The sequence below is a fragment of the Microcella sp. genome (genome assembly GCF_051860105.1).
GTDB lineage: Bacteria > Actinomycetota > Actinomycetes > Actinomycetales > Microbacteriaceae > Microcella.
This window is the reverse complement of the sequence record NZ_JBHYEO010000003.1, coordinates 97,306-110,368: the sequence shown is the minus strand read 5'-3', so window position 1 is coordinate 110,368 and position 13,063 is coordinate 97,306. Positions and strand designations below refer to the sequence as shown.

Annotated in this window: 10 protein-coding genes, 1 tRNA gene and 1 other RNA gene; 2 read left to right on the top strand and 10 right to left on the bottom strand. The window is 71.4% G+C overall.

Translation table 11 applies throughout. The features are described from left to right. The first annotated feature begins 51 nt into the window (after nucleotides 1-51). Nucleotides 52-888, top strand: a complete 837-nt coding sequence (locus tag ACTIE9_RS02635) for a fumarylacetoacetate hydrolase family protein (protein WP_439564017.1) — start codon at nucleotides 52-54, stop codon at nucleotides 886-888. Between the two features lie 13 nt (nucleotides 889-901). Here the strand turns inward: ACTIE9_RS02635 and ACTIE9_RS02630 are convergent, their stop codons facing one another. The 9 genes from ACTIE9_RS02630 to ffs all read right to left on the bottom strand — a co-directional run bounded on the left by ACTIE9_RS02630 (nucleotide 902) and on the right by ffs (nucleotide 11,283). Then, on the bottom strand, nucleotides 902-1,576 hold the full coding sequence (locus ACTIE9_RS02630; RefSeq protein ID WP_439564016.1) for an SGNH/GDSL hydrolase family protein: 675 nt from the start codon (nucleotides 1,574-1,576) through the stop codon (nucleotides 902-904). Nucleotides 1,577-1,646: 70 nt separating this feature from the next. Then, complete coding sequence (locus ACTIE9_RS02625) at nucleotides 1,647-2,408, bottom strand: SGNH/GDSL hydrolase family protein (RefSeq protein WP_439564015.1); 762 nt, start codon at nucleotides 2,406-2,408, stop codon at nucleotides 1,647-1,649. Nucleotides 2,409-2,416: 8 nt separating this feature from the next. Continuing rightward, on the bottom strand, nucleotides 2,417-3,481 hold the full coding sequence (locus ACTIE9_RS02620; protein WP_439564014.1) for an aspartate-semialdehyde dehydrogenase: 1,065 nt from the start codon (nucleotides 3,479-3,481) through the stop codon (nucleotides 2,417-2,419). 2 nt (nucleotides 3,482-3,483) lie between these two features. Then, nucleotides 3,484-4,749, bottom strand: coding sequence for an aspartate kinase (locus ACTIE9_RS02615; RefSeq protein WP_439564013.1), 1,266 nt, complete (start codon nucleotides 4,747-4,749; stop codon nucleotides 3,484-3,486). A 149-nt stretch (nucleotides 4,750-4,898) separates the two neighbouring features. Then, entirely contained in the window at nucleotides 4,899-5,498 is a 600-nt protein-coding gene (recR, locus tag ACTIE9_RS02610) for a recombination mediator RecR (RefSeq protein ID WP_409647372.1), read from the bottom strand. A 28-nt stretch (nucleotides 5,499-5,526) separates the two neighbouring features. Beyond that, nucleotides 5,527-7,668, bottom strand: a complete 2,142-nt coding sequence (locus ACTIE9_RS02605) for a DNA polymerase III subunit gamma and tau (protein WP_439564012.1) — start codon at nucleotides 7,666-7,668, stop codon at nucleotides 5,527-5,529. Between the two features lie 160 nt (nucleotides 7,669-7,828). Further along, nucleotides 7,829-8,950 (bottom strand): acetate/propionate family kinase, encoded by a 1,122-nt coding sequence (locus ACTIE9_RS02600; RefSeq protein WP_439564011.1) that lies wholly within the window; start codon nucleotides 8,948-8,950, stop codon nucleotides 7,829-7,831. Between the two features lie 2 nt (nucleotides 8,951-8,952). After that, nucleotides 8,953-11,106, bottom strand: coding sequence for a phosphate acetyltransferase (gene pta, locus ACTIE9_RS02595; protein WP_439564010.1), 2,154 nt, complete (start codon nucleotides 11,104-11,106; stop codon nucleotides 8,953-8,955). A gap of 80 nt (nucleotides 11,107-11,186) precedes the next feature. After that, nucleotides 11,187-11,283: signal recognition particle sRNA small type (gene ffs, locus ACTIE9_RS02590), an RNA gene on the bottom strand. A gap of 54 nt (nucleotides 11,284-11,337) precedes the next feature. Between ffs and ACTIE9_RS02585 the strand changes: the two genes are divergently transcribed. Beyond that, a tRNA-Ser gene (locus tag ACTIE9_RS02585) sits at nucleotides 11,338-11,425 on the top strand. A gap of 19 nt (nucleotides 11,426-11,444) precedes the next feature. Here ACTIE9_RS02585 and ACTIE9_RS02580 read toward each other — a convergent pair. After that, the gene (locus ACTIE9_RS02580; RefSeq protein WP_439564009.1) at nucleotides 11,445-12,983 is read right to left on the bottom strand and encodes a trypsin-like serine peptidase; all 1,539 of its coding nucleotides are present in this window, start codon (nucleotides 12,981-12,983) and stop codon (nucleotides 11,445-11,447) included. Nucleotides 12,984-13,063 lie beyond the last annotated feature (80 nt).

The following is a 13,063-nucleotide window of genomic DNA, read 5'->3' as shown; positions in this document are numbered from 1 at the left end:
TTGTAATGTTTTGCCGAGCGCCGGAGCGGCGCTCCGATCGGGAGGTCTCGCGTGCGCATCATCGGCTACATCACCCCCGAGGGCGACCGCCACCTCGCCGCGCGCGAGGGCGAGCACCTCATCCCCCTCGGGCCCGTCGCCGCGTTCTGGGCCGACCCGGCCGCGGGCGCCGCGCGGGCCGAGGCGGCGCTCGCCTCGACCGACGCCGCGCGCATCGCGGCCGGCAGCGTCGCGCTGGCGCATCCGGTGCCGGATTCCGCGCGCGTGCTCTGCCTCGGGCTCAACTACGTCGCCCACGCCGCCGAAGGCCGCTTCGACCCCCCGACGCACCCGGTGATCTTCGGCCGTTGGACGGCCTCGCTCGTGCCCGACGGCACCCCCGCCCCGGTGCCCGTCGACGAAGCCGGTCTCGACTGGGAGGGCGAGATCGCCGCCGTGGTCGGCGCCCCGATCGCCGCCGCCGACGCCGACACCGCCCGCTCCGCGGTCTTCGGGTACGCGGCCTTCAACGACCTGTCGGCCCGCCGTGCCCAGAAGCTCACCGCGCAGTGGACGCTCGGCAAGAACTCCGACAACTCCGGCCCGATGGGCGATCTCGTGACGGCTGACGAGGTCGGCGACCTGCGCGACGGCCTGCGCGTGCGCACCATCGTCAACGGCGAGACGATGCAAGACGGCAACACGCGCGACATGATCTTCGAGCTCGGCGAGGTTCTCGCTCTCGTGAGCCGAACGATGACCCTCCACCCCGGCGACATCATCGTCACGGGCACCCCCGAGGGCGTCGGCTACGTGCGCACTCCCCCGGTGCTGCTCGGCCCGGGAGACACCGTGACGATCGAGGTCGAGCGCATCGGCAGCGTCACGACGCCGATCGTCGCACCCTGACCGCCGACGGCAGTCAGAGCCCGAGCGCGGTGAGCGCGTCGTCCATGAGCCGGGTCATGAGCGCGTAGCCCTCGTCGTTGGGGTGCAGGCCGTCCTCGGCCATGAGACCCTCCTTCCCGGCGATCCAGTCGGACGCGCCGGGAATGTAGTCGGCACCATACCGCTCGGCGGCCGAGCGCACCCATCCGATGATGATCTCCAGCGACGCGGGGCGTTCGGGCGTGTACCAGAACGGTTCGACGACGACGAACCGCGCATCGGGCAGAGCGCTCGTCAGCCGCTGCAGGTCGGCGTCGATCTGCTGCTCGATCTGCTCGGCGGCGACGTCGTACGAGAAGTTGTCGTTGAGCCCCATCGTCACGAACACGATGTCGGGCTGCAGCGCGATGATCTGGGCGGGCAGGTCGTCGTCGGCGAAGCTCGGGCGGTTGTTGACGAAGCCGAGGCCGTTGACGCTCGGATTCACTTCGCGCCACCCGCGGTCGAGCGCGATCTGCGTCGACCAGCGCAGGCTCGCGTCGCTCGCTCCAGTGCCGAGCGTGTACGAGTCGCCGTAGAAGGCCACGATCGGCCCGTCGCCCGGCGGCACGCCCGGGCTCGTGCCGGTGCTGGCGGTGGGCGAGCATCCGACGAGGGCGGTCAGTGCGGCGGCGAGCAGGGCGGCGAGGGCGGAGCGTCGGGCGAGCATGCCCCCTATTCGACGCGGTCGGCCTGACCGTTCGCCGGGATGCTCCCGCATCGTCGAGCCGTGCGCCGACTCAGGCCAGCTCGGGCCCGAAGGGCTCGAGCGCGGGCCGCTTCGCCTGCCGGTGGTCGCCCGACGATCGCCCGGTGAGGCGTCGCCCGATCCACGGCAGCACGTAGCGCCGCCAGTACTCCGCCGTGCGGGGGCGCTCGAGGTCGTCGCCCGCGTCGGGCGCGTCGGGGCCGGCCGCCACGGCCACCCCGAGCGCAGCCAGCACGTTCGCCGCGGCGAGGGCGTGGCCCCGGCTGTTGAGGTGCAGCCGGTCGACCGACCAGTAGCGCAGCTCCGGCAGCCGCGGGTCGCTCCAGTTGTCGACGAAGAGCACCTCGCCTCCAGCGAGGCGATGGCGCACGGCGACGGCGAGCGCGTCACCGCGCCGCGAGAAGACCGCGCCCATCGGGATGTGCCGGGTCGGATCGGCCCCGCTCACGATCATGACGCGCGCACCCGTCGCCCGCGCCTGCTCGGCGGCGGCGACCAGCCGGTCGGCGACGGCCTCGATCGAGACCGACGGTCGCAGGATGTCGTTGCCGCCGCCGTTGATGCTCAGCAGCTCGGGGGCGAGGGCGAGCGCGGCGGGCAGCTGCTCGGTCAGGATCGGCTCGAGCAGCCGACCGCGGATGGCGAGGTTGGCATAGCCGATCGTGCCGCCGGCGGCATGCGCGAGCCCTGCCGCGACGAGGTCGGCCCACCCGCGCGGCGTGCCATCGGGCCGCTCATCACCCATGCCCTCGCTGTAGCTGTCGCCGATCGCGGCGTACGAGCTGATGGGCACGGCGCGACTCAGGCCGTGGTGGCGTCGGCCAGCAACCGTGCGGCCAGCAGCTCCGCGATCTGCACGGCGTTGAGGGCGGCGCCCTTGCGCAGGTTGTCGTTGCTGATGAACATCGCCAGCCCGCGGCCACCGGGAACACCCTCGTCGGCGCGGATGCGCCCGACCAGGCTCGGGTCGGCCCCGGCGGCGTCGAGCGGGGTGGGAACATCCATCAGCTGAACCCCCGGCGCGTCGGCCAGCAACTCGCGCGCCCGCTCGGGGCTGATCGCGCGCGCGAACTCGGCGTTGATCGCGAGCGAGTGGCCCGTGAACACCGGCACGCGCACGCAGATTCCGCTCACGAGCAGCTCGGGCAGCTCGAGGATCTTGCGCGACTCGTTGCGCAGCTTCTTCTCTTCATCGGTCTCGCCGAGACCGTCGTCGACGAAGCTGCCCGCCTGGGGAATCACGTTGAAGGCGATGTTCTTCGGGAACTTCACCGGCGGCGGGAACTCGACCGCCGAACCGTCGTGCACGAGACCCATCGCGTCTTGCACGATGACGGCGTTGGCCTGCTCGAGCAGCTCTTCGCCGCCCGCCAGCCCGGCGCCCGACACAGCCTGGTAGGTGCTGACGATGAGCCGCTGAAGGCCCGCCTCGGCGTCGAGCACCTTCAGCACGGGCATGGCCGCCATGGTCGTGCAGTTGGGGTTGGCGATGATGCCCGTGACGGCCTGGTCGATCGCGTGCGGGTTCACGTCGCTCACGACGAGCGGAACCTCCGGGTCCATGCGCCAGCCGCTCGAGTTGTCGACGACCGTCACGCCCGCCGCGGCGAACCGGGGCGCCTGCGCCTTGCTCAGGGTCGCTCCCGCGCTGAAGATGGCGACGTCGAGCCCGCTCGGGTCGGCCGTCTCGGCATCCTCCACGACGATCTCGCGGTCTCCCCACGGGATGACCGTTCCCGCGCTGCGCGAGCTGGCGAAGAACCGCAGCTCACCCACGGGGTAGTCGCGCTCGAGCAGCAGCTGGCGCACGACCGCGCCGACCTGACCGGTGGCGCCGACGACGCCGATGTTGACCGTCGAACCCATGACTACCGCCCCGTTCCTGCGTAGACGACCGCCTCTGCCTCGCCGTCGAGCCCGAAGGCCGTGTGCACGATCTGCAGGGCGTGGTTGAGGATGTCGGCGCGCATGACCACCGAGATGCGGATCTCGGAGGTGCTGATCATCTCCATGTTGATGCGCGCGTCTTTCAGCGCGGTGAAGAGCTGGGCCGAGACGCCCGCGCTCGTGCGCATGCCGCCGCCGATGACCGAGAGCTTGCCGATCTGGTCGTCGTAGGCGAGCGACTCGAAGCCGAGCGTCGCCTGCGTCGCGCGCAGCGCGGCGAGCACCTTCTCGCCGTCGCTCTTGGGCAGCGTGAAACTGATGTCGGTGCGGCTCGTCGCCGCGGTCGACACGTTCTGCACGATCATGTCGATGTTGGCGCCCGTTTCGGCGACGATCGTGAAGATGTCGGCCGCCATGCCGGGGGTGTCGGGCACACCGACCACGGTGATCTTCGCCTCGCTCAGATCGCCGGCCACTCCGGTGATGATCGGCTCTTCCATTGCTTCTCCCTCTTTCGGGGTGACGACCCAGGTGCCCTCGTTGGGCGAGAACGACGACCGCACGTGCAGGGTGACGCCGTGCCGACGGGCGAACTCGACGGCACGGATGTGCAGCACCTTCGCGCCCGCCGCGGCGAGCTCGAGCATCTCCTCCGTCGTGACGCGGTCGAGCTTGCGCGCGTTCTTGACCACGCGCGGGTCGGCCGTGAACACGCCGTCGACGTCGGTGTAGATCTCGCACACGTCGGCGCCGAGCGCCGCGGCCAGCGCGACGGCGGTCGTGTCGCTGCCGCCGCGTCCGAGCGTCGTGATGTCGCGGCTGTCGCGGTTGAAGCCCTGGAAGCCCGCCACGATCGCGATGGCTCCCTCATCGAGCGCCTCCTGCACGCGCACCGGGGTGACGTCGACGATGCGGGCGGCGCCGTGCTGAGCATCCGTGATCATGCCGGCCTGGCTGCCGGTGAACGAGCGCGCGTCGTGGCCCATGCTCTTGATGGCCATCGCGAGCAGCGCCATCGAGATGCGCTCGCCCGTCGTGAGCAGCATGTCCATCTCGCGCGGGTCGGGCAGCGTCGCGACCTGGTGGGCGAGATCGATGAGGTCGTCGGTCGTGTCACCCATGGCGCTGACGGCGACGACGACCTGGTTGCCCGCTTTGCGGGTCTCGACGATGCGCTTCGCCACGCGCTTGATGCTCTCGGCATCGGCCACCGATGACCCACCGAACTTCTGCACGATGAGGCTCACGGCGGTACTCCTGGTGTGATGGCGCAGCGGGGCGGGGGCGAATGTCGACGACGGTGCCGAGCGCAGACGTGCTCGTACCGGTGGCGCGGCGGCGGTGGCGAGCCTGAGCGTCGATTCTACCGCCGCCGGATGCCCGCGACGGCATGAGATCAGCGCTCGACGGTGCGGCGCCCCTCGAAGGCGCGGCCGAGGGTGACCTCATCGGCATACTCCAGGTCGCCGCCGACCGGCAGTCCGCTCGCGAGGCGCGACACCGTGAGGCCCGGCTGCACGAGCAGGCGGGAGAGGTAAGTGGCCGTCGCCTCCCCCTCGAGGTTGGGGTCGGTCGCGATGATGACCTCGGTCACGGTGCCGTCGCGCAGGCGCGCGAGCAGCTGGGCGATGCGCAGGTCATCGGGGCCGATGCCGTCGATGGGGCTGATCGCGCCGCCGAGCACGTGGTAGAGCCCGCGGAACTCGCGCGTGCGCTCGATGGCCACGACGTCTTTCGCCTCCTCCACCACGCAGATCGTGGTCGGGCTGCGGCGCACGTCGCGGCAGATCGAGCACTGAGCCTCTTCGGCGACGTTGCCGCAGATCTCGCAGAAGCGCACCTTCTCACGCACGTCGATGAGCAGCTGCGCGAGGCGCGCGACATCGAACGACTCGGTCTGCAAAATGTGGAAGGCGATGCGCTGTGCCGACTTCGGCCCGATGCCGGGCAGGCGGCCGAACTCGTCGATCAGGTCTTGGATGATGCCGTCGTACACGTCAGCTCTGCTCTCTCGGCTCTGATGCCTAGTACTCGTCGCGCAGCGGGTCGGGGGCGTCGGCGCTCGACGGTCGGTCGGGGTCGTGCGGAACCGCCGCGGCGGCGGGTTCGGCGAACAGGTCGACGGGGTCGGCGCTCACGAGCGGCACGATCGCCTCCTCGACGAGGAACGTCGCCCCGAGCACCTCGCGCACGACCGCCTCGCCGTAGCGCTGGCGCCCGGTCAACTCGGCTGGATGCGGCGCGGCGGCTCTCGGTGCCGGCACGGGGGCCTCGGGCTCGGCGGGCGACGCGGGCGACGCAGGGCTGCCGGGCGAGGGCGACGAGGCGCTGTCGGCCGACGCGGGCGAGGGGATGCTCGCCGGCGCCGCGACCGCGCCCGGGATCGCCGTCACGACCCAGTCGGTCACGGCGGCCGCAGCGGGCGCACTGCCCGAGCCGCCTCGCGATGCCGATGACGGAGCGGCTGGCGTCTCAGGTGATGACGCGGGCGGCGGTGCGGTCGGGGCCGGGTCAGGGTCGGCGGGCGCATCCGCCGGGGCATCGACAGCCGTCGGGGCGGCGGGGGCGGCAGGCCGCGCTTCCGGAGTCGATTCGACGCGCACGCGGAACTTGACGCGCGCCCCGAGCACCGACTGGATGGCGCCGCGCACGTGCTCGCTCACGCTGTCGGTGGGAGCGGCGCGCTGCTTGAACGCGGCGGCGTCGGCTTCGGTCGGGAAGGCGATCGTGAGCACGTCGTCGTCGAGCGCGACGGGAGTGGTGCCGAAGACGACCGTCCACGAACTGCGCTTGGCCGTCTGCACGGCGTCGAGCACTGCTGGCCACGCCTCTCGCACGGCGGCGAGCGTCAGCGGAGTGGGGGGAGCAGCCTCCGGCGGCGCGGCGTCGGCGGGAACCGCGGCCGGGGCGGGAGCGGAGGTCGGTGCTGCCGGCGCAGCCGGGGCCGGTGCACCTGGCGCGGCCGGTGCACCCGGGGCGGCGGGCACCAGTGCGGCGGGCACCGGTGCTGCCGCCGCCACGGGCGCGGCGGCCCGTGCGACGGGAGCCGCAGCGGGCACGTCGGCGCCGAGCGCGACGAGCACGCGCGCCGTCATGAGCTCGAGGTGCAGGCGGGGCGAGGTCGCCCCGGTCATCTCGGTGAGCGCGCGGTTGACGACGTCGGCGGCGCGCGAGAGTTCGGCGGGCGCGAACATGGCCGCCTGGTCGCGCATGCTCTGCAGGTCGTCGGCGGGGATGCCGTGGAGCACCGAGGCGGCGCTGTCAGCGGTCGCCTGCACGACGATGAGGTCGCGCAGGCGCTCGAGCAGGTCGTCGACGAACCGGCGCGGGTCTTGACCGGTCTGGATGACGCGGTCGACCGCGTGGAAGGCGGCCCCGGCATCGCGCGCCGCGATCGCGACAACGACCTCGTCGAGCAGCGCGCCGTGCGTGTAGCCGAGCAGTGCCACGGCGCGCTCGTAGGTGACGGTGGCGTCGTCGCTGCCGGCCATGAGCTGGTCGAGCAGCGAGAGGGTGTCGCGCACCGAGCCGCCGCCGGCGCGCACGACGAGCGGCAGCACGCCGGGCTCGATCGTGACCTTCTCGCTCTCGCAGAGCTGCTGCACGTACTCGAGCAGCTGGGCGGGCGGTACGAGGCGGAAGGGGTAGTGGTGCGTGCGCGAGCGGATCGTGCCGATGACCTTCTCGGGCTCGGTCGTGGCGAAGATGAACTTCACGTGCTCGGGCGGCTCTTCGACGATCTTGAGCAGAGCGTTGAAGCCCTGCGGCGTCACCATGTGCGCCTCATCGAGGATGAAGATCTTGTAGCGGTCGCGCGCGGGGGCGAACACCGCGCGCTCGCGCAGGTCGCGGGCGTCGTCGACGCCGTTGTGGCTCGCGGCGTCGATCTCGACGACGTCGAGCGAGCCCCCGCCATCGCGGCTGAGCTCGATGCAGCTCGGGCACACGCCGCACGGGGTGTCGGTCGGCCCCTCGACGCAGTTGAGGCAGCGGGCGAGGATGCGCGCGCTCGTGGTCTTGCCGCAGCCACGGGGGCCGCTGAACAGGTAGGCGTGGTTGACCCGGTCGCCGCGCAGCGCCGCCCGCAGCGGATCGGTCACGTGACTCTGGCCGATGAGCTCGGCGAACGTCTCGGGCCGATAGCGGCGGTAGAGGGCGGTGACCACGTGCCCAGCGTAGTCGTCACCTCGGATGCCCGAGCCGGGCATCCCGCCCCCCATCGCTGCACGAATGAAGGACTTCTCGGCGCGGGTCACGGCGAGTCGCGGCGACACGCCGACGCAGGATGCCCGCCGTCCTTCATTCGTGCACCTGCAGCCGCGCGGCTCAGCCGACGAGGGCGGCGGCGGCCTGCGCGATCGCGAGCTCTTCGTTGGTCGGCACCACGAGCACGGCGACGGGAGCACCCTCGGGCGAGATGGCCCGCGCGTCGCGGGAGGGCGATTCGTTGCGGTCGGCGTCGATCGCGAGCCCCAGGTGCGCGAGCCCGTCGAGCGCGCGGGCTCGCAGGGCGGGTGCGTTCTCGCCGATGCCGGCCGTGAAGACGACGGCATCGAGGCCACCGAGCTGCGCGAGGTACGCCCCGACGTAGTGCCGGATGCGGTGCGCCCAGACGTCGAGGGCGAGCGCGGCATCCGCGTCGCCAGCATCGGCGGCCGCCGTGACGTCGCGCATATCGGCCGAACCGGCGAGGCCGAGCAGGCCGCTGCGGCTGTTGAGCAGCGCGTCGAGCTCGTCGATCGTGAGGCCGGTGCGCAGCAGGTGCAGGAGGGCTCCGGGGTCGACGTCGCCCGAGCGCGTGCCCATGACGAGACCGGCGAGAGGGGTGAGGCCCATCGAGGTGTCGATCGAACGGCCGCCGTCGATCGCCGTCGCCGACGAGCCGTTGCCGAGGTGCAGCACGATGAGCTTGAGGGTCTCGATCGGCCGGCCGAGCAGCGTCGCGGCGCGCCCCGCGACGAACTGGTGGCTCGTGCCGTGGAAGCCGAAGCGGCGCACGCCGTGCTCGGCCGCGACGGCGCGGTCGATCGCGTAGGTCGCCGCGGCGGCGGGCATCGACTGGTGGAAGGCGGTGTCGAAGACGGCGACGTGCGGTACGTCGGGCAGGGCGAGACGCGCGGCGCGGATGCCCGCCAGATTCGCCGGGTTGTGCAGCGGCGCGAGCGCGCTGACCGCCTGGATGCCCGCCACGACCTCGTCGTCGATGACGACGGGTGCCGCGAACAGCTCGCCGCCGTGCACCACGCGATGGCCGACGGCGGCGATCGACGCCGCCTCGGGGCCGAGGCGGTCGAGCACGACGCGCATCCCGGATTCGTGATCGGCGGCATCGCCCCCGGCGTGGCCGAGACGTTCGAGCAGCCCCGACAGCACGACCTGCTCACTGACGACGTCGACGAGCTGGTACTTGATCGAGCTCGAGCCCGAGTTGACGACGAAGACGCGCACGGTCAGGCCACTCCGCCGATGGTCGAGATGGGTGTGGTCGGAGGGGGAGGAGTTCTTTGCGCCTGGATCGCGGTGATGGCGACGGTGTTGACGATGTCGCTCACGAGCGCCCCGCGGCTGAGGTCGTTGACGGGTTTGCGCAGCCCCTGCAGCACGGGCCCGATTGCGACGGCGCCCGCCGAGCGCTGCACTGCTTTATAGGTGTTGTTGCCGGTGTTGAGGTCGGGGAAGACGAAGACGGTCGCGCGCCCCGCGACAGGCGAGCCCGGCATCTTCGACGCGGCGACGCTCGGCTCGGCGGCCGCGTCGTACTGCATCGGCCCGTCGACGAGCAGCTCGGGCGCCCGCTCGCGCACGAGCTGCGTGGCCGCGCGCACCTTCTCGACGTCGTCGCCCGAGCCCGACTCTCCCGTCGAGTACGAGAGCATCGCGATGCGCGGCTCGATCGCGAACTGCGAGGCGGTCGCCGCCGACGAGATCGCGATGTCGGCGAGCTGCTCGGCCGTCGGGTCGGGGATCACGGCGCAGTCGCCGTAGACGAGCACCCGGTCGGCGAGGCACATGAGGAAGACGCTCGACACGACGCTCACGCCCGGGTCGGTCTTGATGATCTCGAAGCTCGGCCGGATGGTGTGGGCTGTCGTGTGCGCGGCCCCCGAGACCATGCCGTCGGCGAGGCCGAGGTGCACCATCATCGTGCCGAAGTAGCTGACGTCGGTGACGACGTCGCGCGCGGTCTCATAGCTGACGCCCTTGTGGGCCCGGAGGCGCGCGTACTCCTCGGCGAAGCGGTGCCGCAGGGTCTCATCGTGCGTCGACAGGATGCTCGCCTGCGAGAGGTCGAGCCCCAGCTCGGCGGCGCGGGCCCGCACGGTCTGCTCGTCGCCGAGAATGGTCAGCTGGCACACGCCGCGCTGCAGCAGTGTGCCGGCCGCGCGCAGCACCCGGTCGTCGTCGCCCTCGGGCAGCACGATGTGCTTGCGGTCGCCGCGCGCCCGCTCGAGCAGATCGAACTCGAACATGAGGGGCGTCACGACGTCGGAGCGCGTCACGTCGAGCCGGTTCATGAGCGCCTCGGCGTCGATGTGGCGCTCCCACAGCGCGAGCGCCGTGTCGTACTTGCGCTGGCTGTCGGCCGCGAGCCGGCCGCGCGCCCCCATGATCGCGAGCACGGTGTCGTAGGTGCCCGACTCGGCCCGGATGATCGGCAGGCTCGGGTCGAGGCCCTCGACGAGGCTCTGCACAGCATCCGGGGTCTCGAACCCGCCGTAGAGCACGATGGCCGCGAGGCTCGGGAAGGTCTCGCTCGCATGCGCCATGAGCACGGCCAGCAGCACTTCGCTGCGGTCGCCGGGAATCAGCACGACGGCGCCCTCGGTGAGGCGCGGCAGCACGTTCTCCATCGACATGCCGGCCACGACGGCGCCGAGCACCTCGCGCTGCAGCAGCGCCTCGTCGCCGCGCTCGAAGGTGCCGCCGCAGGCCTCCATGACGGCGGCGACGGTGGGCGCGATGAGGTACGGGTCTTCGGGGATGGCCGCCACGAGCGCCTCGGGAGCCACCGTCTGCACGGCCGCGCAGATGGCGTCGAGCGCCTCGGCGTCGGCGCGGTTGGCGATGATGCCCAGCAGCTGCGCGTGCTCGTGGTCGAGCTCGGCGATCGCGACCTCGGCGACGCGGCGCATGTCATCGGCGGAGCGCGCCCCCGACTCGGCAAGCCCGCGCCCGCCGGATGCCCCGCTCTCGCGCCCGCCGATGACGAGCAGCACGGGGGCGCCCAGGTTGGCCGCGATGCGCGCGTTGAACGAGAGCTCGGTCGGGCTCGACACGTCGGTGTAGTCGCTACCGACGATGACCACGGCATCGCTGCGCTGCGCGACGGCGTGGTAGCGCTCGACGATCACGGCGAGCGCCGCCTCGGGGTCGGCGTGCACCTCGTCGTAGCCGACGCCGATCGCCTCGTCGTACTCGAGGTCGACGCCGTCGTGCGCGAGCAGCACGTCGAGCACGTAATCGCGCTCGTCGCGCGACCGCGCGACGGGCCGGAAGACCCCCACCCTTTGCACGCGGTGGCTCAACGTGTCGACGAGCCCGAGGGCCACCGTCGACTTGCCCGAGTTGCCCTCGGCGGAGGTGATGTAGATGCTGCGCGACATTGCGCCCAGCCTAGGGCGACAGCCTTGGAGGGCCCAGGGGCCGATGGTCCCGGGGATGCTGCGCCGGGCATCCGCGCACAAAAAAGGACCCCTCGCGCACCCGCCAGAGCCCGGTTACCCTTGCTGCATTTCTGCCCTGGGGGAGTTGGCCTGGATGGCGCCACGCGAGGAGCCTCCCCTAGTTTACGGGTAGCATGGCCAAGTCGTCGCGCGCGAGCGCTGCGGCCGCCTGGAGGATTCGCCTAGTGGCCTATGGCGCACGCTTGGAAAGCGTGTTGGGTGCAAGCCCTCGGGGGTTCGAATCCCCCATCCTCCGCCATGGTCGTCCTCGGCTTCGCTCAGCGCGCGATCTCGACGACCTCGACCGGCGTGCGGTTCCCCGCCTCATCCATGCCGTAGACGCAGTAGCGAATCGGCAGTTGGTCGTCGGTCAGAAACAACGGCATGACGAAAAAGTCGGTGAACGCATCCGCGTCGTCGCAGTCGACCTCGCCGGGCGCACCCCACACGAAGCGCACCGTCGAGATCTCGGGCGGGTCGATGAACGGCCAGACAAGCACGCCATCCTCACCGTCACGCTCGATGACCGCGCCGGCCGACAGCACCGGCGGGGTGCGGTCGACGGTGAACAGCACGGATGCGGCACCCGCGTAGTCCTCCCCCGCCACACCGCACAGCACATAGCGCCCCTCCTCGTCGGGCAATGGCACCTCGAACTCGGTGCCGAACTGCTCCCACACCTCGCCGCCGGCCGCGATCTCGACGGCTGTGCCGTTCGCGTAGGTCGCCGGGTCGAGGCAGGCGGCGCCGTCGCCCAGCGGCACGAGCGCCCAGCGACCCAGACCCTCAGAGACACCGACGAAGCTCACGGCCGCTACGCGACCCACCGAGTCGGGAACGCCCGCGCCCTGGAACGATCCCCCGACACCCTCGTTCCAGATGCTCGAGGTCGGCAGCGGGCAGTCGCCCGCCAGTGAGAATTCTCCAGCGGCATCGAAACACGCCCCGACGCCGGCGACACTCACCGCATAACTGGTGTCGACGAGCCGCTCAACGCCGCCGGGCAGCACCTCGCAGGGCCGGTTCAACCAGCACTCGCCGCCCCGGTCGGCCAGCGTGCCGAGCGTGGTGGTGTTGATCATCCCCACGATCGCGGTCGGCTCACCGTTGGCATCAACCGACAGGAGCGGCGAGCCGCTCGAACCCTGAATGATGCCGGGGCAATCGTTCTGCCAGGCGCCGAACCACAGCCACTGAAACTCGATGAGGGTGCGCTGCTCGCCAAGCGTGCAGTCACCTCGCCGCAACACCCACTCCTCCGGAGCGAGATCCTGCACGGGAACGCCGACGTTCACGACAGCGGAGCCCGGAGTCGGCTCGGTGTCGGTCAGCGGCACGGCACGAATGCCGCGCTCCGTCAGCTCACCGAGCGTCGCGTCGAGTCGCACGATGGCGGTATCGGTGTGCCGCATGGTCGAGTAGCTGAGTTCGACTACCTCGACCGAGAACGCCGAGGTATAGCCGTCGGCGAGCAGAAACTCGGCGGTGCCGCCCCAGTCGATGCCGATCGTCGTGACCTGCGCCGGGCGTCCAACATCCCCCGTGCAGTGTCCGTTCGTGAGCACGTACGCGGGGCCTGCGTCGACGCCGGTATCGATAAGGGTTCCCGAGCAGTTCGACCCCGCGTTCAGCGACACCACCCCGCTGAAGGCGGCCAGCTGATCGAGCGGCAACGGTGCGGCGGGCACGATCTCGACGGGAACGCGCAGGTCAGGGGTGGCGTCATCACTCGAGGCCGTGCATCCGGTCAGGAAAAGCGCGACGACGGCGAGGGTGCCGAGCAAAGCCCTCCCGCCGACACTGTGTGCTCGTACCATGGGCTCACCGTAAGCGCAGCCAGACGATTGCTCAAGACCGAAGCGCGAGGTATCCACATTCGCGCATGTCTGGTGCATGA